Origin of the sequence: Brevibacterium sp. FME37 (assembly GCF_014897485.1) — a bacterium.
GTDB lineage: Bacteria > Actinomycetota > Actinomycetes > Actinomycetales > Brevibacteriaceae > Brevibacterium.
Map to the genome: position 1 here is coordinate 77,153 of NZ_JABUYE010000011.1, position 21,979 is coordinate 99,131.

Sequence of the window (21,979 nt, forward strand, 5' to 3'; positions counted from 1 at the left end):
TCCCGGCGCTCGGCGTGGAAGACCCCGGCGCTAGGTGCAGAACAGCGGGAACGTTCCGGGGCATGTGAGAATCGAGGCATGAGCTCTCACCGCTCCCCCATCTCGGCGACTGCGCCGGGTCAATCGGTTCTGGAACATCTGAGTCCCCCCGGCCGCCTCATCGGGCTCGATGCCGCACGCGGAATCGCCCTGTTCGCGATGATGGTCACCCATATCTTCGCCCTATCCGACCCTGAGGGCTTCCCTACCTGGGCCGCTGTGTTCGCAGGCCGAGCCTCGGCACTGTTCGCGGTCCTGGCCGGCTGTTCGCTGGTTCTCGCCACACGGTCGCGGATGGCAGGCTCCGGGCGCCTGCGCGATGCTGCACCCAGTGTGCTCATCCGCGCGGGAGCAATCATTCTCATCGGACTGTGCCTGGGATCGGTGTCGACGCTGCTGGCTGTCATCCTCGTCAACTACGGGGTCATGTTCGCCATTGCGATGCTATTCCTGCGCCTGCGCACCCGCACCCTCTTCGTCACCGCCCTGGCGTGGATGATCCTCAGTCCTGTGCTCTCGATGCTCATCCGCAGTCAGTTCGGGCTGGAGCCGAAGTACTCGTCAATGTCATGGTTCGATTTTGCGACTCCGCTGACGATGCTCCACGATCTGGTGCTCACCGGCTACTATCCGGTTCTGCAGTGGCTGTCCTACATTGTGCTGGGGATGGCGGTGGCGAAGGTCGACATCGGCAAGCACCTCATGTCCCTCTTCGCCGCCGGACTCGGACTCTTCCTCATCGGCAAGGGCGTCTCGTGGCTGCTCCTCAACGTCGCCGGCGGAGGTCCTGTCCTGGTCCGGGTCTCCGAGCTGTATGGAACCGACCTCAACGCGGCGCTGTTCACCGGCAGCTATGGGGTGACGCCGACGACCTCTTGGTGGTGGCTGGCGATCGCCGGCCCGCACTCGGGGACACCCTTCGACCTGCTCTCCACGGCTGGGACGGCGCTGTTGACCATCGTCGCCTGTCAGTCGCTGGCTGTTCTTCTGGGACGAAAGACCTGGGTGCTTGCACCGTTGACGGCTCCCGGTTCGATGCCCTTGAGCGTGTACTTCGCCCACGTCATCCTGCTCCAGATCACTCGCCCCTGGGTCGAAGCCACTCCGCTCCTCGGCGGCGAGATGATGACACCGCAGGCCGTGGAGTTCAGTGTCCATGCTCTCGTGTTCATCGGGTCTGCGCTGCTGTGGAAGCTGGCGATCGGTGCCCACGGTCCGCTGGAAGCGGGAGTCGCCGCGGTGATTCGGTCCGCGTCACCGATTCCGAGTCCGGATTCAGACTCGGCTAGGAATTCTGCTTCGCGCCGACCCGATACATATTGACGGCCTTGCGCATCGTTGATCTGGCACGCTTGCGGTCCCCGCACGCGTCGTAGGCGCAGGAGAGACGGAACCATGAACGCCAGTCTTCAGGCGCTGTCTCAGCTTCGGCCTGGTACTTTCCGAATTCCTCGTCGGCGGCTTGGCGAATGATCTTTCCGCCCGGTGTCCGCGGCAGGTCATCAATGGGAAGTCCATCCTCGGATTTGAGGATGCGTGCCAGTTTCTCAGTCCGTGCGCCGAACATGAGCTCGACGACCAGCGTCCATGCTCCGATAAGGGGCAGGACAAAGAGGGCGATACCCATCAGCCGTGGAACCAGGTCGGGTTCTCTGACCAGTATCCATGCTCGATGCCCCATGAGGACGAAGTAGAAGACGAGCACCACTGAGACGATGATCGCCCCGATTTTGCCTTTGGACATCAGAGGTCGAGCATGTTCTCGAGGCCGTGCACCAGACCGGTGTACTCGGCGATCGAACGCACCGCGGTGACGATTCCGGGCATGAACGCCGAGGTGGAATGTGAATCCGTGCGAATGGTCAGCGCCTCGCCGTCGGAACCGAAGTGGATCTCTTCGGAGGCATTCATGCCCTGCTGACGGATGGCGTGGACGTGGATGCCGTCGATGACGGCTCCACGGGCCCCGTTGGGGTCGCTCTCGGTGGAGTCGGGGACCTGCGGCAGGCCCGCCGCATTGCGGGCCGCGGCGATGCGCTGGGCCGTGTGGTTAGCGGTGCCTGAGGGAGCGTCGAGTTTACGTGTGTGGTGGATTTCGACGACCTCGGCGGAGTCGAAGTACGGTGCGGCCAGTTCTGCGAATCGCATCGCCAGGACTGCGCCGATCGAGAAGTTCGGGGCGATGAGGACGGCGGTCTTCGGATGGCTCTGCAGGGAGTCCTTGAGCCGAGCCAGACGATCGTTGTCCCAGCCGGTGGTGCCCACAACGGTGTCGATGTTGTGCTCGACCAGGAAGCGCACATTGTCTTCGGTCGATTTCGGGACCGTAAGTTCGACCGCAACGTCGATGTTCTTCTCCAGCAGGGTCTCCAAGGAGTCGCTGCTGCCCAGAGCCGCGATGAGTTCGAGACCCTCGGCCTCGGTGATGGCATCGACAGCCTGGGCGCCCATGCGGCCCTGTGCTCCGATGACGGCTACTCGAATCGCATTCATAAGTTCGTAACTCCTTGCTCGACGATCTCCGCAGGCCAGTCTAACGACTTCCGGCCCGGCCACCCTCATCAGGTGATGTGGTCTCTGACGCACGGATCGGCAGTCTGCGCCGTTGCGGCCGTGGGTCTCCGGCCAGTCGAGCACATTCTTCTGTGTCGAACCGGACTCCGTCGTAGAGCAGTCGTTCGCGCTGCCTACCTTCGACGATGAATCCGGCACTCGCGGCGACTGCTGCCGATGCTGGATTGTTCAACCGGTAGCCCAGTTCAAGACGGTAGACGTTGTGCTCATCGTGCAGGTAATCGACGAAGCTGCGCAGAGCGGCCGCTGCAAGTCCCTGACCGCGGGCGCTCGGGTCAAGCCAGTAGGAGATCCAGGCGGTCGAATTTCGTTGGTCGATGGATGTCGCCATGACATTGCCGACCGGGCTTTCGTCGCCGTCCACGATTGCGAGGGCCACTGCTGAACCATCGTCTTCTGCGCCACCGGCCCAGTCCAGCCATGTCTGCGCGCCCGCCAGTGAGAGATCGTCAGGGATGTTGTTGAGAAGATCCGAGTCAGCACGGGCATAGATGTCGACGAGGGTATCCGCGTCAGCGCGGTGCCAGCGTCTGAGAGAGGCGGTCATGGGCCAAGCGTAGTGGGCCGGGGACAGTCGAGGCAGGGCAACTTTTGACCTCTCCGGACGCTGAGCAACCTTTGGGGACCACTCCATGGCAGGGTTTCCCGGCGCCGGGAAGGTTGCTCAGGTGTCCGCCTGAGCGACAAAGGATCCGGGACATGAAAACGGCGGCCCCGCCGCTATGGGTCGGGGCCGCCGTTTAGGGGTCTGTCAGGCTATCAGCCGAGCAGGAGTCCCTTGGTCTGAGCGACGGCGCGGTCGAAGCGTGCGCCGGCGTCTGCCCAGTTCACGATGTTCCACCAGGCCTTGACGTAGTCAGGCTTGACGTTCTGGTAGTCAAGGTAGAAGGCGTGCTCCCACATATCGAGCTGAAGAACCGGGGTTCCACCGAGCTGGATGTCCGACTGCTGGTCCTTGAGCTGTTCGATGAAGAGATTTCCACCGAGCTGATCGTAGACGAGCACGGCCCAGCCGGAGCCCTGGATCGTGGTGGCTGCCGTGGTGAAGTGCTCACGGAACTTGTCGAAGGAGCCGAACTGGTCGTCGATGGCTGCTGCGAGTTCGCCGACGGGCTTGTCGCCACCGTCTGGAGACATGTTGTTCCAGAAGATCGAGTGGTTGACGTGTCCGCCGAGGTTGAACGCGAGGTCGCGGGTCAGCTTCGGAACGTTGGCGAGGTTTCCGCTTTCGCGGGCTTCGGCCAGCTGTTCAACAGCGGTGTTGGCACCCTTGACGTAGGTTGCGTGGTGCTTGTCGTGGTGCAGCTCCATGATGCGAGCCGAGATGTGCGGCTCAAGTGCGGAGTAGTCGTAGGGCAGTTCCGGAAGGACGTACTGCTCAGCCATGAAATTCCTCCTGAAGAGAATTGATGTCCGCCAGGTCGGCGGCTTCATTTCGACCCTATAGCAGGGTCTCATCTCGAACAACACGGTATTGCAGAGGTCTATTCCAGATGACGCCCTGTGACCTCGGAAAATAACTGATCGGCCGTGATCACACCGGATCGAGCACGCCGAGAGACCAGCATGTTTCCACCGGTTCGAGCACGCGAGCTCGAGCCGGATCAGGGCAGATTTCGTGAGATGAGCAGCCGCATGATGTCTGAGGTGCCCTCCTCGATCTCCTCGAGCTTCGCATCTCGCATCCACTGCTCGACCGGGTGCTCTCGCGAATAGCCCCAACCGCCCAGGGTCTGGATGCCGGCCCAGGTGCAGAACATCGCCGTCTCCGAGGCATTGAGCTTCGCCATGGCCGCCGCTGCGGTGACCTTCTCTCGCGGTACCGCATCACCGGCATCGATCATCCGGGCCGCATTCAGGACCTGCAGCCAGGCGGCATCGATGCGCGCCGACATGTCCGCAAGGCGGAAGGCAACGGACTGGTGTTCGATGATCGTTTTGCCGAACTGTGTGCGTTCACGCGCATAGTCGCGGGCGTATTCGTAGGCGGCTCTGGCGGTGCCCAGCGCTGCGGCGCCGAGGACCACACGGGAGATGTCGAAGGTGCGCATCAGCCCGTAGAAACCCTGCCCCTCCTCGCCGAGGCGGTTGTGGGTCGGCACGAACGCGTCGGAGAAGAAGATCTCCCTGCACACGATCGCACGCTGACCCATCTTCTTCATCGGCGCACCGAAGTCCATGCCCTCGGTGTCTTTCGGCAGGAGGAATGCGGTGACTCCTCGTGAGCGTTGCGCAGGGTCGGTCTTGGCGAAGACGACATAGCCCTCGGCCAGTCCGGCGTTGGAGATCCAGACCTTCTGTCCGTTGAGGAGGTATCCGCCGTCGACAGGCTCGGCTCTGGTGGTGATCGAGGCGGAGTCGGATCCCGAACCCGGTTCGGTCGTCGCCAGAGCGGTGAAGATCGGATCGGGTCCGGTCAGGGGACGCAGCCAGGTCTCCTTCTGCTCTTCGGTGCCCAGCGCGAGGATCGGATCGGCGAAGAAGCCGTTGGAGCACAGCAGGTTGCCGATGCCGGGATCTCCGAAGCACAGCTGTTCCTGGACGAGGCATTGAGTGAAGACGTCGGTGAAGCCACCACCTCCGTACTCCTCGGGAATCATGAAGTCGGTGATGCCCACGCGCGAGGCTTCGCGAAAGAGCTCAACCGGGGACTCGGTGTCCGCCTCGTCGACTGTGTGCCCTATGGGTCGGATCTTGTCCTTGGCGAAGGTGGCGCACAGTTCGATGATGTCATTCTGTTCATCGCTGAGTGGCCAGGGTGTGTAGCTCATGTCAGGTCCTTCTTCTCGTGCGAATTGTGTGCCGACTCGTGTGAACAGTCTGCCGGCCGAGAGGCACCCAGCATGTCCGTGGCGGCACGGGAGTCCTCGATGATGTGGATGAGTGTTGGTCCCGCGAAGTCCTCGGCCTGCTTCAGCGCCGAGGTCAGCTGTTCCTGGGTCTCGACGTGGACACCGCGAGCGCCCATCGACTGAGCCAGGCTCGGGAAGTCGGGGCCCAGCAGTGCCACACCCGCAGGAGTGTCGCCGCGATCGGCCATTTCGTTGCGGATCTCCCCGTACCCGCCGTTGTCGACGATGATGAGTGACAGTGATGCTCGTGCCTGCACTGCCGCGGCGAGTTCGGTGATCGTGAACATCGCGCCCCCATCACCCTCGATCGCCACGACCCTTGCGGTGGGCACGGCGAGTTTCGCACCGATTCCCGCGGGCAGCCCGTATCCCAGGGTTCCGGCGCCTGCCGGGTAGAGAAAACGGTCACCTCGGCGTGCCATCCATCCGGTCTGCACTCCGTAGTAGCAGCACATCGTAGAATCCGCGGCGATGATGACCGGTGATGTCGCCAAGGCGGTGTAGTCGTTGAGCCCTGCGCACAGCTGTGCCCACGGCGCACCTTCATCCTTGGCTGCGGCCGTGATCGTGTCCTGCCAGCCACGCAGCCACTCGACACTGTTCCCGGAGCCACTGGTCGACCTGGTCTGGTGCAGCTGGTGTGTCAGCGCGATCGTCGCGTCTTTGGCATCAGCCACGATCGGGTGGGTGACGCGGGCGTTGCGCAGCATCTGCTCCTCGTCGATGTCGATGCGCACGATGGCGTGCGGAAGCGGCATCGGTTCGGGCCAGAAATCGCTGGGAGCCAGTTCCGTACCGATGGCCACCACCGCATCGGCAGCGCTGAGCACCTCCGGCAAGGCTTCGAGGACACCGATGGCGCCGAGGTTGTTCTCGAACTCATCATCGATCGTTCCCTTCGCGTTCGAGGACAGGATGACACCGGCACCGAGCACCCGGGAAAGCTCTTCGATCTCGGCTCCGGCGCTGCGGGCCCCAGCCCCGACGATGAGGAGGGGACGCTGGGCGCCCGCCAGCGCCTCGGCGGCGGACCTGATCGCGGAGGGCTCAGAGCTCGGATGCGGGCGGGTGATCGCCGGGTGGGCCCACCCGGGCCCAGCGGCCTCGATGAGATCGAGTGGGATCTCGATGTAGGCGGGGCGAGCGCGCCCGCTGCGCATGCGCGACAGGGCCTGTCCGACCGCCAACGACACCTCACCGGGGCTCGTCACCCGATGGCTGTCACCGAGGACGGCGTCGATCGCCTGGCTCTGATTGCGCACCTCGTGGAGGAGTCCGTTGCCCCGTCCCGGGTGGGTCAATGGCATTCCGGGGCTGATGAGCAGGACCGGAACCGAGTCGGTGAAGGACTGCAGCAGCGCGGTCAGCGCGTTGAACACCGCCGGTCCCGTCGTCGTCACGACGACCTGCACCTCTCCGGTCACGCGTGCAGCACCGTCGGCCATATATCCGGCACCCTGCTCGTGCCGCGGCGAGACGATGTCGATTCCCTCAGCCGCCAGCTGCGCGAAGATCTCAAGGTTGTGCGTCCCGGGAATCCCGAAGACGCGCGTGATGCCCTCGGCTCTCAACGCACGAGCCAGGTGTGCGCCACCCGTGATCTCTGCCTGTACCTCTGTCATGGTGACTCCTTCTCGCCATTGCCATCGTTGTCGCTTTTGCCGTTGTCGCTGCCATCGCCATTGGTGTTGCTGCCGCTGTCGCTACTGCTGTTGTCGTCCGTGCCGTCATCGCTCTCGTCGTCTCGGTTGGTCACGACGAGGGCGTCCACGGCGAGCGCCCCGTCCGGGGTGACGCGCACCGGGTTGATCTCGACCTCCTGGATCTCGTTGCTGCCGGCAATCAGACGGGACACCGAGACGATGATCTCGGCCAGTTCGTCAAGGTCGGCGGCACGCCGTCCACGCCACCCGGTCAGCAGCCGGTAGCACGTGAGCCGGGAGACCATATCGAGTGCTTCCGCATGCGTCACCGGTGCCAGTTCGAGCCAGGTGTCGCCGTAGAGTTCCGTCTCGGTTCCTCCGGCTCCCACCATCACGATGGGCCCGAAGTTCTCGTCCTGTCGCCCACCGACGAGGATCTCGACGGCTTCACCGCGGGTGTCCATCTCCTCGACGATGTACTCGCCCTCGCCGAGGCGGGCCACCATCTCCGTGTAGGCGTCCTCGAGGGCCGTGGCATCGCGAAGCCCCAGGGCGATCGCCCCGAGCTCCGTTTTGTGGGCGGGCCACCCGGCCTTGAGTACAAACGGCGGAGTCAGGTCCGAGCCGGCCATCACCTCGGCGAGTTCAGTTCCGCGTTTCACGGTCTGCGCCCGGGGCACCGGCACCCCGGCCGCGGAGATCGTGTCCCGCGCCGCCGCGTATCCGGTCCCCCACGGCGTGACCGGACCCGAGCGTTCCAGTGCCTCGGTGATGCGCCCGGCGTGTGAGGCGTAGAAGCCTGCTCCGGCGACGACGCGCATGACCGATTCGATCGAGGTGTAGACAGGTATCGAGTTCTCCCACAGTGCGGCCACGGCGGGTGAATCGGCGCTCATCGAGTGGACGATGAGTGGTTTGCGGTGCTTGCGCACGGTCTCCCCCAGCGCTCCCACCTCGGCCAGTTCCGCGTCGAGGAGTGCGGGAATGTCCTCGCCGTAGCAGCCGAAGTACCCGCTGAGGATGACTGAGTCGATCGATTCATCGGCCAGGAGCTCATCGACGAGACACGCATGCACGGACAGGTCCGCCTCCCCTGCCCCGTCGAGATCGATCGGGTTGTCGATATGCCCGGCCAGCGGCAGGTGGCCTTCAACCCGGGTGCGGGTGGCGGTGTTGAGGATGTTGACGCGCAGACCATGGGATTCGGCTCGGTCCGCCGCGATCGCGCCCTGCCCGCCAGAGTCGGAGATGATGGCGATCTTCTTGCCCGCAGGCAGCCACGACGTGGCGAGGAAACCGGCGAATTCGACCGCCTCCCCCGGAGTCGAGAGCCGGATCGCGCCGGCCGCGCGGCAGGCGGCATCGACCGTATCCATCGCCGAGGTGAGCGATCCGGTGTGCGATTTCGCGAGCCGGGCACCGGCGTCGGATTGGCCCGTGGTCAGGATCATTGTGGGCTTTCCGGCCGCGCGCAGCGCCTGCATGGCCGCGACCAGGGCACTGCCGCCGGTGAAGGACTCGAGGTAGAGGACGACCTGTGTGGTGGCCTCGTCATCGACCAGGGAGGTCAGGATCTCCGCGGCCCTCACGTCGGACTGTCCCCCGATGGAGGCAAAGCGTGAGATTCCGAGTCCGCTGCGTGCCGAGAGGGTTGCGATCTCCGTGCCCAATTGGCCGCTCTGCGTCACCACGGCCAGAGACCCCGGCGTGAAGTTGCCCCACGCTAGGAGCAGATCGTTGCTCGCATCGACAACGCCTAAGGAGGAGGGACCGATGAGGCGGGCACCTGCGGAGATGATGCGTTGGGCCATCTCTGCAGCATCCGGCACCCTGGCGGAGATGATGAGGAAGGCGCGCACTCCGGCCGCCAGCGCCTCATCGACGACGGCAGGCACCCCTCGGCCCGGGATCGAGATGACCAGGAGCTCCGGGGTCTCCGGCAGCTCAGCGAGGCTGCCGAAGGTGGGTTCACCCTGGATCGAGGCGACGCGGGAGTTGATGAGATAGACCTGGCGGCGATGGGTTCCCTTCAGCGCTCCCGCCGATAGCCAGAACCCCCATTTCGCTGGGTCGTTCGAGGCTCCGAGGACGGCAACGCTGCCGGGGTCGAAGAATTGGTCCATGATTCTAGCGTTCTGCCTTCGAGCCGGGAAGCTGGTCACCGGTCGCGGTGCCGACGGCGGTGGCTGGATCGACGCCGGTCGCTGGATCCGTGGTCGCTCGGAGGGCTTCGAGATTCGCATCAACCAGGGACTGTGCCGCCTGTCGGGGTGTGACGCCCTGCCGGTCGGCGTCGCTGAGCACCAGGATCGTGAGTTCGCGCAGAGTCTGGGTGACCAGCGACCTGCTGTCGTCCCAGCTGCCGTCGACATCGCCGAACGTCACCCACCACCACCATGCATTCGTCGCGGAGTTCGCGAGGAAGTCGGGAACGACCGTGACCCCGCGGGCCCGAAGGCGATCTTCCGCATCGGGCAGGACGGGCATGTTCGCGGCCTCGACGATGAGCCCGGCGGTGATGGCCTCACAATTCTCACTCGTGATTGCGTAGCTGACGGCAGCCGGGACAAGCACATCGGCGTCAGCGGCCAGCCAGTCTCCGCGATCGCCGTCCAGATCCTCGGGACGCAGTGTGGCTCGATCGATGCCGCCGAAGGGATCACGCGTGGCCAGTAGGGCCTCGACGTCGAGACCGGCCGGGTTGGACACGAACCCGTCGGCGTCGGCGATGCCGACGATGCGCACCCCCGCCTCGGCGAGGAACCGGGCGCTCGCCCCGCCCATGGATCCGAATCCTTGGATCACTGCGGTCGCGGTTGCCGGGTCCCGTCCGTCGGCTTCGAGCGCTGCGATCGCCGAGGTGGCCACTCCCAGTCCGCCGACGAGCTCATCCTGCGCCAGACCGTCGACGAGCGTGGAGAACGCCGCCTCCGCCCGCGCTTTCGCCGCTTCCGGGTCCGTCAGCAGCTTCTCCACGGCTGAGAGTCCGCTCCCGAGCTCACGCCTGGCAAGAATGTCGTCGATATCGTTCTGGCGCACGCCCAGGTCCTCACCGAGGGCCCAATAGGCGCGCATGATCGGGTTCACGGCGACGAGGAACCGTTCGAGGATGTCAGTGGCACCGGGGGCACGTGGGTCGAAGTCGATACCGCCCTTCGCACCGCCGACGGGAACGTAGTGCCGGCCCACTCGCAGATGGATCGCTTCCTTGCGCGTCATCCCCTGGGCCAGGCCCCGAACCTCGTCAAGAGTGCACCCCTGACGCATTCGCAGCCCGCCCGAGGCCGTCCCCCTCACCAGCGTGTCGATGACGACGAATCCGTACGCTCCGGTGACCGGGTCCTGCCAGGTGATGTCCATGAACATGTCGCTCCCACGTGTTTTACTGAATCGCCGTTCAGTTCAGACTCCTAGTCTGGCCGTCCGAGGACTGGCGAGTCAAGGGCGTCTCAGGACCAATCCGGGGTTGCGTCCAGTTCGCCTGCGACGAACGCCTCGACCCAGGCGGACAGGGTCGCCGGGGACACGGAATCGGGGTTGAAGATGAGTTGGACCGCGAGCCCGTCGAGGTAGGCGAGGATCCTCGTCGCAGCCTCCTCCCCCACGACGTCGTTGCGAATCTCTTCCGCGTCGATGCCCTCGACGATGAGTCCTGCCAGGATCATCTTCCATGCCTGGTCGAGGGTGGCAAACGTCGACCTCACATCGGGGTCGAAGAGCCCTGCTGACCAGCCGTCGATCCAGATCTTCCAGCTCCTCGTCGATCCGGTCGGCATGTACCAGCCGATGACCTCACGCAATCGCTCAAGGGCGGGCTTGCGTCCCGCAGCCAGGCGACGCGCGCGGTAGAGGTCGTTCTCCCCGGCCTGGGCGAAGGCGGCTGCAACAAGCGCTTCCTTCGTGACGAAATGGTAGATGACCAGACTCGGGCTCAGGCCCAGCCGATCGGCGACATCGGCGACACGGAGGGCCCGCAGGCCCGTGGTCTCGATCTCCTCGATCGTCGCAGCCAGGATCTCCTCCCGGCGCACCGATGCGCTCTTCCTGGGCATGCTCGCCTCCCCATGTCGTGGAAAGATCATCGCCGAGCCACTGCAGACGGCATCATCGGCGCTTCCTGTGCGCATGGGCCGATTTGCGACATGCTCAGGACGACTGATTTCGTACAGATGTCCACAATAGCTCAACGGCCGTTTAGCATCCAGCATTCATCTCACGAAGAATATGACCTCCGCACGAATCCGTATTTCGCCGCTACCGATCACATGGGCGCACACTCACTCCAGGCTGAGAGTCTGCCTGAATGCGCGAGAGTAACGGCTCGCCCGTGCCTCGATGTCTGACCAGTCTCGCTCTCTGACCGACTCACTGCTGACCAGATCGCCGCCTGCACCCACAGCAATCGCCCCCTGCCCGATCCAGTCCGAGAGATTTTCAGCCGTCACGCCGCCCGTGGGCACAAAGTCGGTGTCGGGAAACGGGCCACGCAGAGCACTGAGGTAGGAGGGGCCGCCCAAAGACGCGGGGAACAGCTTCACCGCGTCTACACCGAGCGCATTGGCACTCATCACCTCGGTCGGGGACAGGGCCCCAGCCATGGTGACTCTTCCTGCGGCCACCATGCTCTTGACGACATCTTCGCGGCATCCGGGAGTAACTAGGAAGTCGGCGCCGGTTGCCGTAGCCGCTTCAGCTTGACTAGGCGTAGTGATAGTGCCGAGCCCCACTTGGACGTTCTGACCGTAGCGGGCAATTAGCTTCTCAACCACATAGATCGCATCGGGTACGGTGAAGGTCACTTCGATTCCAGTGACCCCGCCGCGGATGACTGCGTCTGCAGCATCGATGGCCGCTTGAGCCGTCGGAGCCCTCACCACCGCGATGACTCCTGCTTCACAGATTGAGTCTAAACGCTCGTTGCCCATCTGTCCTCCTTTGAATTGCAATCAGCGGCTGCCGTGCTTCCGGCGTCCGACTCAGTGGATATTTCGCAACCCGTTCAGCCTCAGCCATCACCCGGGGCCTGGTCACACCTATCAGGAGCCTTAGCTCGGGATTGCCGCGAGCAATTCTCTAGTGTAAGGGTCCTGCGGATTGTCAAAGATCTCTGCCGGTGTCCCACTCTCCACCATTCGACCGCCCTTCATGACGTGGACGATGTCAGAGACCATCTGAACAACAGCCAGATCGTGACTGATGAAGAGGTAGCTTAAACTGAGCTCGACTTGCAGTCGTGCAAGAAGCTCAAGAATCTGCGCCTGGACAAGAACATCCAAAGCAGACACCGCTTCGTCCAGGACAACCAATTCAGGATTCAAGGCCAGGGCACGAGCGATCGCGACTCGCTGCCGCTGACCACCGGAAAGCTCATGTGGATACCGGAACCCGAGGCTTGATGGCAAAGCGACCTGCTCAAGGAGTTCTGCCACTCGCTTTGTCCGTGCATTGCGGTCGTCTACCTTATGAACTTCCAATGGTTCTGCTATTGAGGCGGCAACCGTGTAGCGGGGATCCAGAGAAGCAAAAGGGTTCTGAAACACCGGCTGCATTCGACTACGCAGTGCGAACATCTGCTTCCGATTCATCTTCGCTAAGAAGTTGCCATCAAGTTCAATGGAGCCTTCGTCGACCTCTTCCAACCCCAGCACCATATTGGCAGTCGTCGACTTGCCAGACCCCGATTCGCCAACAATCGATACAGTCTGTCCACGAGGGATCTCGAAGGTGATATCACGTGCGGCCCAGAAATCTGACCGCCCGCCGGCGGTGCCGATCTTGTAGCATCGTCCCACGCCTGCAACCTTCACCAGAGGCGATCGACCGCTACTAGTGGAGGAACGATCAATCAGAGAAGTGGTGGACAAACTGGGCGCGGCGTGTACAAGTCGACGCGTGTATTCTTCTCGAGGCTCGGCCAGGATCTCTTTCGCCGGCCCTTCTTCGATCAGATTCCCGTGATACATCACAAGGACACGATCAGCACGTTCCGTTGCCAAAGCCAGGTCGTGCGTGATCAGCAAGACCGCAGTCTCAGCGCTCGATGTCAAGTCCCCAAGAGTGTCAAGAATCTTTCGTTGAACAGTGACGTCCAGGGCGCTCGTAGGCTCGTCCGCGATTAACAATTGAGGCCGACACGCAAGCCCCATGGCGACGAGCACTCGCTGTTTCATACCTCCGGAGAACTGATGGGGGTACTGTTCGTAACGCACTGTCGGATCAGGGATACCAACCGTGGTCAACAGCTCGATGACACGCTCGCGACTATCAGGGCCCTTCGCGATCCCGTGAATCTCCAAAGCCTCTCGAATCTGTGCCCCCACCGTGCGCACCGGATTGAGGTTCGACATCGGATCCTGCGGGACAAGACCGATCTCCATTCCCCGAATCGATGACATCTCCGCTTCGCTAACAGACAATAGGTCGCGTCCCTTATAGTCGATACTTCCCGCGGAAATGGTTCCATTGTCTGCGAGCAATCGATTGATACATGAGGCGATGGTGGACTTTCCCGATCCCGACTCACCGACGATCGCGAGGGTCTCCCCCGCTTCGACATCGAAGCTCACACCGTGAATGGCTTCGAAGGCTCCGTTGGGGGTCTCGAAGCTTACTCGAAGGTCTTTGACGGACAAGAGAGTTTCTAATTTCATGTGAGTCTCCTACCTAGACGCAGATCCGGCTATGGCAGGGCATCTGTCGAGATGCCCTTTCACAACGGACTAGGTGCCATGGAACTTTCAATACATCCATAAAAAATCTCATCTCTGCACCGAGTCCGAACTGACGACAAGATCTTTGCGATACGGCAGACCTTCCCAATCCCCAGGCACTTGACAGACCCGGGCACCCACAGCATTCGCGAGATCCAAGCGTTCCTGCGGTGGCATTTGTCGCAGGAACTCGGCAAGATAACCGGCAACGAAAGCATCGCCGGCACCGACAGTATCTACCACGGAGACGGAGAGACCATCGACTGCGTATTCATGATCATCAATAACTGCCATAGCACCCTTCGATCCCTTGGTGATAATAGACTGTGAGGGACCGAATTCACCCAGCTTATGGGCAAGGGCCTCTGTCTCGAGTTCGCACCCGACCGCAATCGCAGCCTCGTGCTCTCCCGCGAAGACAATGTCGACCTCTGGCAACAGCCGTCTATACACCGCGCGAGCGCTCTCTTCGCTCCACAGTGCCGCTCGATAATTCAGATCGAGTGAGACCAGAACACCGGCCTCCCTTGCCATGCCGATCACATCTGATACCAGTTCGGGCATCTCGTCCGACAAAGCCAGTGTCACCCCAGTCAGATGGATGATCTGTGCTTCTCGAATCACCTCAAGAGCAAGATCATCCAAGGTCAAGCTGGCGCCTGCACTATGGTCGCGAAAATATTGCACTCTGGTCACCGATGAGGCTGGCTGCTCCTTGACCATTACGCCGGTCGGAGCGCCTACGGCTCTCCTGGCAAGGACAGTCACTCCTTCGGCCCTCATCTCACGCAGCGCCATGTCCCCAATCGAGTCATTTCCGAGCACGCCCATCCACGTTGCTTGGAGACCGAGTCTCGACAGTCCGATGGCCACGTTACTTTCAGAACCGCCGAAGCTCAACGAAAGTGTGCACCCGGGTCTCAACCGCCCGATGGATTCAGCTTCGAACAGACCCATGGCTTCGCCGAATGTGACCACGCCTGCGCCTTGAGGAGAAAAATAATCTCGCACATCAATGCCTTTCGCATGCTTTCCCGATAGTGATCTTCCGTCAGTCCTCGACAACGGCAACAACATCGATCTCCACAAGAATGTTTGCCAGATCCGACCCCACTGTGGTGCGAACCGGGTGCGGGGGGCTCACATACTTTTCATACACCTTATTGAAAGGGGCATAATCACGATGCAACTCCTGCAGGTGTACAGTGGCTTTCACGACCCTGTCCCAACCGGAACCAGCCTGTTCCAGAACTACTTGCAGATTGCGCATCAGCTGATCAGTCTGAGCCTCGATCCCTTCTGGAACTTGTCCCGTCGCCGGGGCCTGGGGTCCGAAACCGGCAGTGAAGACCATCCCATTGGCAACGACTGCTTGGGAATAGGGCCCTGCCGGCGCCGGGGCCAGGGGGGTACTGATTGCTTGTATGGACATGGAAACTCCTTCACTCGTTCATTCTGTTGAAAACACTTGTAGAAATCGGCCGCGGTCATCATGTCGCAAATGCCAGATCATTCATCCGAATGCGCACGTTCTCTATGGAATCTCCATGTCGAGTCGGATGGACCCGATTGGTCAGAAGAAGGCTGTATCGGCCGCTGGAGGGATCGACCCACAACGAGGTGCCGGTGAATCCGGTGTGACCGAATCCTGACGAACTGATGCGAGTGCCCGCGCTTCGACCATGCAGATGGTCTCCGGCGATCATCCAACCGTGCGCCCAGCGGTCCTTGCTCTCACCTGTCTGCAGAGAGGTCATGAGGCGGAAGGCCTCACATCCGATGATCTCGGTTTCCTCCCCCTGGCTGGCTAGCGCGACGGCATGGGCGAATCGTTCCATGTCCGGAAGCGTGGAGAATATACCTGCGTGACCTGCAGCTTTGCCGATCACCTTCGCGTTCTCATCATGGACCTCCCCCTGCACGACATGCCCTCTCCAGGGATCGTTCTCAGTGGCTACGGCATGGGCGCGTTCATGGAACGGCACTCCGAAGCTCGTGTCCATCATTCCCAAAGGGCGAAGAATCCTATCTTGAACGACTTCATTTAGTGGCTGTCCCGTGACCTCTTCAGCAATCTGGCCCAAGAGAATGAAACCTGGAGATGAATACTCGCACCTCTCCCCCGGAGGCGATGACAGAGGGAGCTTCCGCACCGCGTCGAGCATCTCGTCCGTCGATGAGCACGTGCGAAAGAGCGGCACGCCTCCGGGTAGGCCACTCGTGTGTGTCAGCAATTGACCCACGGTGATCATTGATCCATCGTCCGCATAGTTCGTCTGAGTCTCCCCGACAGTTTGTTCCAGAGTCAGCAAACCGTCCTCGATCAAGGAGAAAATAGCCGTTGCAACGATGGGCTTAGTCAATGACGCCAGATCCCAATAGCACCCTTCAGTGGCCTCGGGCCCGTCCCAATAGACAGTCCCGATAGTCCCGTGATCCCAAGGCCCATGATGGTCGCCAATTGACCACGCTGCAGCGGAGAAAACTCGAGTTTCACGTGCTTCCCAGAGTATTCGCTTCGCACTAGTCGTCATGATTCCACTCCCTCGTTAAGCACTTTCAGCATCTCAGAAGTGCGAGCTGCCACTAGGCCCTTGATGCTTGGGGTCACATCCACAAGTACAGACGGCTGTTTCAGCGCAACACCGGTCACAACTGCCACAGCCCTGTCGTCCGCTGACAGCCAGCCATCTCGAATGCCCTCAGTCAAGGCTGCATACGACACCGCTGCAGAGGGCTCCACTCCCACCGCAGCGGCACCAAGATCAGTCATTGCCCGTGCAATCGAGTCTTCACTGACCGCTACTGCAGTTCCATTCGACTCTCGAATCGCACGGAGTGGACGCTTTCCGCCTTGGATCATGTCGTCACCAGCGATGCTCTGTGCCATCGTCTGGCTGGCATCACCCGTGGCAGTCGTGGAGGATTTCCCCGACACAAAGGCCTCGAACAAAGGAGCACACACTTTAGGTTGCACTCCGATCATCCGTGGAAGTTTGTCAATCAGTCCAAGAACCCGGAGTTCGCAAAAGCCCTTCCACGTTCCCCACAGCCCTCCTCCAGTCCCAACTGGGTGAACAACGACATCAGGGGCCTTCCAATCCAATGACTCGCAAATTTCGTAAGCACAGACTTTCATCGCCTCATGCCTGATCGGGTTGATGAAATTGACGAACGAATATTGTCCCGCGCTGCTGAGACCGGTGACTGCGTCGAATATCTCCTTACTGGACTGATACTTCAGTTGATAAACATTCGCTCCGTGCAGAGAGATTAGAGCACGTTTCGCTTCATTGGCCACGTCTTCGACAAACACTGTTGCATCGATTCCAGACCGAGCGCAGTAGGCGGCAAACGATGCACCCGCATTTCCTGAGCTGTAAGTGAATGCTGAGTCGAGTCCCAAGTGCTTAGCGAATGACACCGCGAGTGAATATCCTCGATCTTTGAAGGAGCCAGTCGGCATCAGGCTGTCATTTTTAACGAACAATTGTCGAACTCCCACTTCGCTGCTGAGAGTGGGCATCTCCAGAAGCGGTGAGTCGCCTTCACCAAGCGTGACTATCGATGCCTCTGCTGGAAGCGGAAGCAGTTGCCCCCACCGCCACATTCCTCGGCCAGATGAAATCAGTGCATGAGGGTCGGCTACCGCGTCTAGGTCGTATCTTACTTCGAGCAGACCCCCGCAGAGTCGACACAGGTTCTCCAGAGATTGCAGATCGAACTCTGCTCCACAATCATCACAGACATAGCATTCGGCGTATCTACTCATCGGTATGCCTTGGGGTCGGCGAAGTCGCGAAGAAGATCGCCAGTCACATTGATAGACAATGTTGTCAGAACCACAGCCATTCCGCTGAAGACAGCAATCCACCAAGCTGTTCCAATATACAATTGCCCCGAGGCCAGCATCCCGCCCCAGGTCGGTATTGTCGGCGGTACTCCAAGGCCCAGATAGCTCAACGAGGCTTCAGCGATGATCATGGCTGCCACCTGCAAGGTCCCGACAGTTGCAAGCGGTGCGATAATATTCGGTCGAATATGACGCCACATGATCTGACCGCTTCCTGCTCCAATGGCTTTTGCCGCTTTGACGAATTCCCTAGTGCGTAGAGACAAGACCTCAGCACGGATGACTCGTGCATAATTCATCCATCCATTTATCCCGAGGACAAGAACAACGATCCATACGCTGGGCTCGACAACAACAACGACGACGAGTGCAAGAAGGATCGTGGGATAGGCAAGTTGAATATCCGCCAACCGCATGAATAGAACATCTGTTAGCCCTCTAAGGTATCCAGACACCACGCCGATTACTGTTCCGATGAGCCCCGAAAGAATAGTTGCCGAAATTCCGACCAGGAGAGAGACCCTCGTGCCAAAGAGCACCCGGCTGAGAACGTCTCGGCCGAGCTCATCGGTTCCGAGTACGTGCCCCGGGACGCTTTGTGCGTCCCAGAATGGTGGTCGCAGGCGATTGGCTAGATTCTGAGCCTGGGGATCGTGGGGGGCGATGAGCGGCGCGAAGAGTCCGACAATCACCGCGATGAAGAGGATCACCACTGCCACTTGTGCGACGTGGTTTCGGCGAAGAGCCTGGAGGAAACTGCGGAAAACGCTGGGGGGCTGTTGCCCCGCTGCCACCTCCGCGACATCCGAACTCCCCACACTTGGGTGAGGGGCTGAAACATTGTGATTACTCATTTGCTCAACCTGACTCTCGGATCTATGAACGCATAGGCAATGTCGACGAGGAGATTGGTGACGACGAACACCAGTGACAGGAACAGCACAATGGCTTGGATCAAAGCAAAGTCTCGATTGGTGATTGCTTCCACCGTCAATCGCCCGACACCTGGCCAGGAGAATACCTGCTCCGTAAGAATCGCCCCTCCAAGCAGATTCCCGATCTCCAGACCAACGATGGTCACCACCGGTAACGCTGCATTCTTCAGTGCGTGATCACGGATCCCCTGCCAACGCGAGAGACCCTTGGCTCGAGCCGTTCGAATGTAGTCCTCACCGAGGACGTCGATGAGCGAGGATCGCAACAGCCTAGTGATCATTGCCATAGAATATAGGCCCAAGGTGATTGCCGGCAGGATGAGGTGGCTGAGGCCACCCATCCCTGAAGAAGGAAGCCAACTCAGATTCACCGCGAAGATCAGAATCAGGATGATGCCCACGAAGAAGGCTGGGGTGGACTGGCCGATGAGGACAGTCGCAACGACAGCGCTGTCAGTCGACTTTCCGCGGCGCAGTGCCGCGACCATTCCCGCGGGAATCGAGACGATAAGGGCGAAGATCAGCGCGCCCGCTGCTAACTCAATCGTCGCGGGCAGACGGGAGAGGATCAAGGGTAGCGCCGCTTCTCGGAAATACAGCGAATCGCCGAAATCGAACCGGATTACTCCCCCCATGTAGGACAGATACTGGTTCAGAAGCGGCTGGTCGAGCCCGAGTTGCGCCCGCAGTGCTGTCTCCTGCTCTAGGGACGCATTATCTGGCAAGATCGCTTTGACGGGGTCACCAGTGAGACGTACGAGGAAGAACGTCAAGGTAGCGACGCAGAACAGCACGAAAACAGTCTGGGCGATGCGCTTGGCCAGATGCAGCCATAGCTCGTTTCCGGTTTTCTGCCTTGGTGATTTCGACGCCAATGGCTGGCCCGAAGTTTCAATCGACATCTTGTCTACCCCTCTACTTCTTCACAGCTTCAGCCATACTCAGAACGCCTGTGGTCGGCATGTCCCATTCGACCCCCTGTGAAGTGGCGTATGTGTTGTCGATGGTAAACATATAGACGAACGGCGCCTCATCGTGAAGCAGCGTCTGAAGTTGCTTGTATGCTGCGATTCGATCGTCATCGTCAGTCTTCGTCTCACCTTGGATGACGAGTTTGTTGGCTTCCTTGTTATCCCAGCGACTGGATCGACGATCGGATTTCACCATGGACTGAATGTAGCTCACAGCATCCATCGTCCAGCCAGAGTTGGCCATGAGGAACATACCTTTGTCGTGTTTCTCGTTGAGCGTGATCAACTCTGATTTCGCAGATTGAGCGTCGAGCACACGGACCTCGGCTTTCACGCCGACTTCGGCAAGTTGTCCAGACACGGCTTGCGCCAGCGACGAGTCGGTTTCAGAGGCCGTCAGGGTCGTGTCGAATCCGTCCTCATAACCGGCTGCCTTGAGCAGGTTCTTTGCTCTTTCGACGTTGTGCTCATATGGCTTGATCGATGCGTCGTAGCCGAAAGCGTTGGAGGGCAGCAATGTCGCGGCCTGCTGTGCAGCCCCGCCCTGGATAGTATCGACGAGCGAAGGAACGTCGACCGCATAGTTCAACGCCTGCCTGACCGACCTATCGGCCAATGGCCCATCGGAGATGGTGTCGAGATTGACCGAATAAGTTCTGATCCCAGGGACACTATGGACGGAGGTATCCGGATTCCCTTCAAGCTGTGCTGCCGCATCGGTGCTGAGGGCGGACACGATGTCCACTTCGCCAGCTTGCAGCGTCTGTATCGAAGCAGAAGGATCGGGCATGATCTTAAATGTCAGATTCTCCACCGAAGGCGCCTCGCCCCAATAGTCCGAATTGGCCTTGAGCACAATTTCGTCTGCCTGTGACCGGGACACGAACTCATAGGGGCCAGTGCCGACTGGATGCTTAGCGAACTCCTCGTCCCCTTCCTTTTCGATCAGCTTTTGCGGAACCACGACGCCGCCGAAGAGCGAGAGTTTTGCAGGCAGCACTGGGTCAGATTGCTTCATGACGAATTTGACTGTGGACGAATCCTCCGCGACGGCCTCCTTGACATTGGCAAGTTCGACAATGGGAGATTTGGTCTCGGGATCGAGCAGACGATTGATACTAAACGCAACTGTGTCCGAATCGAGTTTTTCACCATTCTGAAACTCAACGCCGTCACGAATGGTGAACATCCATGTCTTAGGATCTGTCTGTTCCCATTTTGTCGCCAGGCCGGGCCCGAGTTCCCCGTCTGCTTGGCGAACTGTCAGAGTATCGAAGATGTTGCTTGCCACTCCCATTGATGTCATATCGCCCTGGAGTTGCGGGTCGAGGGAGACGACATCAGAGGGAATGGCGACTCGTAGATTCGTTGTGTCTCCATCCGAGCTCTCACCTGAGGAACATGCCCCCAAGGCAAGCGACACGGCGAGGACCGAAGCTGCCGCACTGATGACCTGTTTCCGGGTTCTCTGAAACCTGGGATCTACCGACATGATGACCGATACTTTCTCTAGGAGATATTCACTGCGCCGCCATTGGCGTAGGAGTGCACCGAAGGTATCCACTCTATTGCGTTCCGTATGACGGAATGGCATTCAGCCTTATGAACTATAGTAGACTGGGTCCGGAGTCAATGTCCAGCATCGAACGGCAAAAAATGAATTCCATCCACAAAGTACTCGCGGTCATGCAAGCGTTAAGTAGTCCCGACGGCCCTCACCGCCTGTCCGAGATCGCAGACCGAGCTCAGATCAAGAGACCAAGCGCACATCGCATTCTTCAGGTGTTGACCGAGATGAACTATGCGGCACCCACCGGGGATGGCTTCTACTCATCAGGCTTGGCGATGCGTGCATTGGTGGGTCCTGCTCGCGGCGACGCTGTCACCGAAGCTGCTCCGACTCTCGACGCCCTGCAGAGGTCGACTGGCCATACCGTTCATTTCGCTGCTTTCGTCGGCACCAGTGCGGTGTATATTTCCAAGTTCGAAGGTGACAAGCCTTATCAGATGGCATCTCGAGTCGGAATGCACCTCGAACTTCACTGCACGTCGATCGGCAAATCGATCCTCGCCGCTCTGCCTCGCGACGAGGCAGACCAGTTGCTCCAAGCGAAGCTCGGAACCGGCGAGGCGGGACTGGTGAAGATCCATGAAGACCTCGACCGTATCGCTGATCTCGGGTTTGCCCTCGATGACGAGGAAAACGAACCCAAAATTCGTTGTGTCGGGGCATCAGTACTAGACAGACTAGGTCAACCGATCGGTGGAGTCAGTGTGTCCGGTCTTGCGTTTGTTCTTGATGTGCCAGAGCTGATGACGCTTGGTCCACGTGTGGCCGCGGCGGCAAACGATATCTCTATGTTGCTTGACTTCGATGTGTCAAAACCATTTCAGGAGTAGGA

At 60.4% G+C, this 21,979-nt stretch carries 20 protein-coding genes; 2 read left to right on the forward strand and 18 right to left on the reverse strand.

Annotated elements, in window-relative coordinates; genetic code table 11:
- The first annotated feature begins 78 nt into the window (after positions 1 to 78).
- The gene (locus INT29_RS13430; protein WP_193071947.1) at positions 79 to 1,362 is read left to right on the forward strand and encodes a heparan-alpha-glucosaminide N-acetyltransferase domain-containing protein; all 1,284 of its coding nucleotides are present in this window, start codon (positions 79 to 81) and stop codon (positions 1,360 to 1,362) included.
- Here INT29_RS13430 and INT29_RS13435 read toward each other — a convergent pair.
- From INT29_RS13435 to INT29_RS13520, 18 genes are all read right to left on the reverse strand, one after another.
- On the reverse strand, positions 1,325 to 1,783 hold the full coding sequence (locus tag INT29_RS13435) for a hypothetical protein (RefSeq protein ID WP_193071948.1): 459 nt from the start codon (positions 1,781 to 1,783) through the stop codon (positions 1,325 to 1,327). The genes INT29_RS13430 and INT29_RS13435 overlap by 38 nt on opposite strands.
- On the reverse strand, positions 1,783 to 2,532 hold the full coding sequence (gene dapB / locus INT29_RS13440; protein ID WP_193071949.1) for a 4-hydroxy-tetrahydrodipicolinate reductase: 750 nt from the start codon (positions 2,530 to 2,532) through the stop codon (positions 1,783 to 1,785). Before dapB ends, INT29_RS13435 begins: the two co-directional genes overlap by 1 nt.
- 40 nt (positions 2,533 to 2,572) lie before the next feature.
- Positions 2,573 to 3,160 carry a GNAT family N-acetyltransferase gene (locus INT29_RS13445; protein ID WP_193071950.1) on the reverse strand — a complete coding sequence of 196 codons (588 nt, stop codon included), beginning with the start codon at positions 3,158 to 3,160 and terminating at the stop codon, positions 2,573 to 2,575.
- 212 nt (positions 3,161 to 3,372) lie between these two features.
- Entirely contained in the window at positions 3,373 to 3,999 is a 627-nt protein-coding gene (locus INT29_RS13450) for a superoxide dismutase (RefSeq protein ID WP_092107348.1), read from the reverse strand.
- A 218-nt stretch (positions 4,000 to 4,217) separates the two neighbouring features.
- A complete protein-coding gene (locus INT29_RS13455) occupies positions 4,218 to 5,384 on the reverse strand; it encodes an acyl-CoA dehydrogenase family protein (protein ID WP_193071951.1) in 1,167 nt (388 codons plus the stop codon).
- Positions 5,381 to 7,087: a thiamine pyrophosphate-binding protein gene (locus INT29_RS13460; RefSeq protein WP_193071952.1), complete on the reverse strand. Its 1,707-nt coding sequence runs from the start codon at positions 7,085 to 7,087 to the stop codon at positions 5,381 to 5,383. The genes INT29_RS13455 and INT29_RS13460 overlap by 4 nt, the downstream gene beginning before the upstream one ends.
- Positions 7,084 to 9,231, reverse strand: a complete 2,148-nt coding sequence (locus tag INT29_RS13465; RefSeq protein WP_226842015.1) for an acetate--CoA ligase family protein — start codon at positions 9,229 to 9,231, stop codon at positions 7,084 to 7,086. The genes INT29_RS13460 and INT29_RS13465 overlap by 4 nt, the downstream gene beginning before the upstream one ends.
- Positions 9,232 to 9,235: 4 nt before the next feature.
- Positions 9,236 to 10,474, reverse strand: a complete 1,239-nt coding sequence (locus INT29_RS13470; protein ID WP_193071953.1) for a glutamate dehydrogenase — start codon at positions 10,472 to 10,474, stop codon at positions 9,236 to 9,238.
- 83 nt (positions 10,475 to 10,557) lie between these two features.
- Entirely contained in the window at positions 10,558 to 11,160 is a 603-nt protein-coding gene (locus tag INT29_RS13475; protein WP_226830981.1) for a TetR/AcrR family transcriptional regulator, read from the reverse strand.
- A gap of 225 nt (positions 11,161 to 11,385) precedes the next feature.
- The gene (locus tag INT29_RS13480) at positions 11,386 to 12,033 is read right to left on the reverse strand and encodes a bifunctional 4-hydroxy-2-oxoglutarate aldolase/2-dehydro-3-deoxy-phosphogluconate aldolase (RefSeq protein WP_193071954.1); all 648 of its coding nucleotides are present in this window, start codon (positions 12,031 to 12,033) and stop codon (positions 11,386 to 11,388) included.
- 120 nt (positions 12,034 to 12,153) lie between these two features.
- Entirely contained in the window at positions 12,154 to 13,758 is a 1,605-nt protein-coding gene (locus INT29_RS13485; protein WP_193071955.1) for a dipeptide ABC transporter ATP-binding protein, read from the reverse strand.
- 108 nt (positions 13,759 to 13,866) lie between these two features.
- Positions 13,867 to 14,796, reverse strand: a complete 930-nt coding sequence (locus INT29_RS13490) for a sugar kinase (protein WP_193071956.1) — start codon at positions 14,794 to 14,796, stop codon at positions 13,867 to 13,869.
- Positions 14,797 to 14,869: 73 nt separating this feature from the next.
- The gene (locus tag INT29_RS13495; protein ID WP_193071957.1) at positions 14,870 to 15,250 is read right to left on the reverse strand and encodes a RidA family protein; all 381 of its coding nucleotides are present in this window, start codon (positions 15,248 to 15,250) and stop codon (positions 14,870 to 14,872) included.
- Positions 15,251 to 15,308: 58 nt separating this feature from the next.
- Complete coding sequence (locus INT29_RS13500) at positions 15,309 to 16,352, reverse strand: serine hydrolase domain-containing protein (RefSeq protein ID WP_193071958.1); 1,044 nt, start codon at positions 16,350 to 16,352, stop codon at positions 15,309 to 15,311.
- Positions 16,349 to 17,590, reverse strand: a complete 1,242-nt coding sequence (locus tag INT29_RS13505) for a threonine synthase (protein ID WP_319020910.1) — start codon at positions 17,588 to 17,590, stop codon at positions 16,349 to 16,351. The genes INT29_RS13500 and INT29_RS13505 overlap by 4 nt, the downstream gene beginning before the upstream one ends.
- A complete protein-coding gene (locus INT29_RS13510; RefSeq protein ID WP_193071960.1) occupies positions 17,587 to 18,525 on the reverse strand; it encodes an ABC transporter permease in 939 nt (312 codons plus the stop codon). The genes INT29_RS13505 and INT29_RS13510 overlap by 4 nt, the downstream gene beginning before the upstream one ends.
- A complete protein-coding gene (locus INT29_RS13515) occupies positions 18,522 to 19,481 on the reverse strand; it encodes an ABC transporter permease (protein WP_226842017.1) in 960 nt (319 codons plus the stop codon). Before INT29_RS13515 ends, INT29_RS13510 begins: the two co-directional genes overlap by 4 nt.
- Positions 19,482 to 19,521: 40 nt before the next feature.
- Positions 19,522 to 21,141 (reverse strand): ABC transporter substrate-binding protein, encoded by a 1,620-nt coding sequence (locus tag INT29_RS13520; RefSeq protein WP_193071962.1) that lies wholly within the window; start codon positions 21,139 to 21,141, stop codon positions 19,522 to 19,524.
- 68 nt (positions 21,142 to 21,209) lie between these two features.
- Here INT29_RS13520 and INT29_RS13525 point away from each other — a divergent pair, with 68 nt between their 5' ends.
- Positions 21,210 to 21,977 (forward strand): IclR family transcriptional regulator, encoded by a 768-nt coding sequence (locus INT29_RS13525; protein WP_193071963.1) that lies wholly within the window; start codon positions 21,210 to 21,212, stop codon positions 21,975 to 21,977.
- The last annotated feature ends 2 nt before the right edge of the window (positions 21,978 to 21,979 follow it).

Excerpts from the sequence above, each read along its gene's own strand:
- INT29_RS13460 (WP_193071952.1), bottom strand. The coding sequence starts at position 7,087 with ATGACAGAGGTACAGGCAGAGATCACGGGTGGCGCACACCTGGCTCGT.
- INT29_RS13465 (WP_226842015.1), bottom strand. The coding sequence starts at position 9,231 with ATGGACCAATTCTTCGACCCCGGCAGCGTTGCCGTCCTCGGAGCCTCG.
- INT29_RS13435 (WP_193071948.1), bottom strand. The coding sequence starts at position 1,783 with ATGTCCAAAGGCAAAATCGGGGCGATCATCGTCTCAGTGGTGCTCGTC.
- INT29_RS13500 (WP_193071958.1), bottom strand. The coding sequence starts at position 16,352 with ATGACGACTAGTGCGAAGCGAATACTCTGGGAAGCACGTGAAACTCGA.
- INT29_RS13495 (WP_193071957.1), bottom strand. The coding sequence starts at position 15,250 with ATGTCCATACAAGCAATCAGTACCCCCCTGGCCCCGGCGCCGGCAGGG.
- INT29_RS13505 (WP_319020910.1), bottom strand. The coding sequence starts at position 17,590 with ATGAGTAGATACGCCGAATGCTATGTCTGTGATGATTGTGGAGCAGAG.
- INT29_RS13485 (WP_193071955.1), bottom strand. The coding sequence starts at position 13,758 with ATGAAATTAGAAACTCTCTTGTCCGTCAAAGACCTTCGAGTAAGCTTC.
- INT29_RS13470 (WP_193071953.1), bottom strand. The coding sequence starts at position 10,474 with ATGTTCATGGACATCACCTGGCAGGACCCGGTCACCGGAGCGTACGGA.
- INT29_RS13455 (WP_193071951.1), bottom strand. The coding sequence starts at position 5,384 with ATGAGCTACACACCCTGGCCACTCAGCGATGAACAGAATGACATCATC.
- INT29_RS13525 (WP_193071963.1), top strand. The coding sequence starts at position 21,210 with ATGTCCAGCATCGAACGGCAAAAAATGAATTCCATCCACAAAGTACTC.
- INT29_RS13430 (WP_193071947.1), top strand. The coding sequence starts at position 79 with ATGAGCTCTCACCGCTCCCCCATCTCGGCGACTGCGCCGGGTCAATCG.
- dapB (WP_193071949.1), bottom strand. The coding sequence starts at position 2,532 with ATGAATGCGATTCGAGTAGCCGTCATCGGAGCACAGGGCCGCATGGGC.
- INT29_RS13510 (WP_193071960.1), bottom strand. The coding sequence starts at position 18,525 with ATGAGTAATCACAATGTTTCAGCCCCTCACCCAAGTGTGGGGAGTTCG.
- INT29_RS13450 (WP_092107348.1), bottom strand. The coding sequence starts at position 3,999 with ATGGCTGAGCAGTACGTCCTTCCGGAACTGCCCTACGACTACTCCGCA.
- INT29_RS13475 (WP_226830981.1), bottom strand. The coding sequence starts at position 11,160 with ATGCCCAGGAAGAGCGCATCGGTGCGCCGGGAGGAGATCCTGGCTGCG.
- INT29_RS13445 (WP_193071950.1), bottom strand. The coding sequence starts at position 3,160 with ATGACCGCCTCTCTCAGACGCTGGCACCGCGCTGACGCGGATACCCTC.
- INT29_RS13480 (WP_193071954.1), bottom strand. The coding sequence starts at position 12,033 with ATGGGCAACGAGCGTTTAGACTCAATCTGTGAAGCAGGAGTCATCGCG.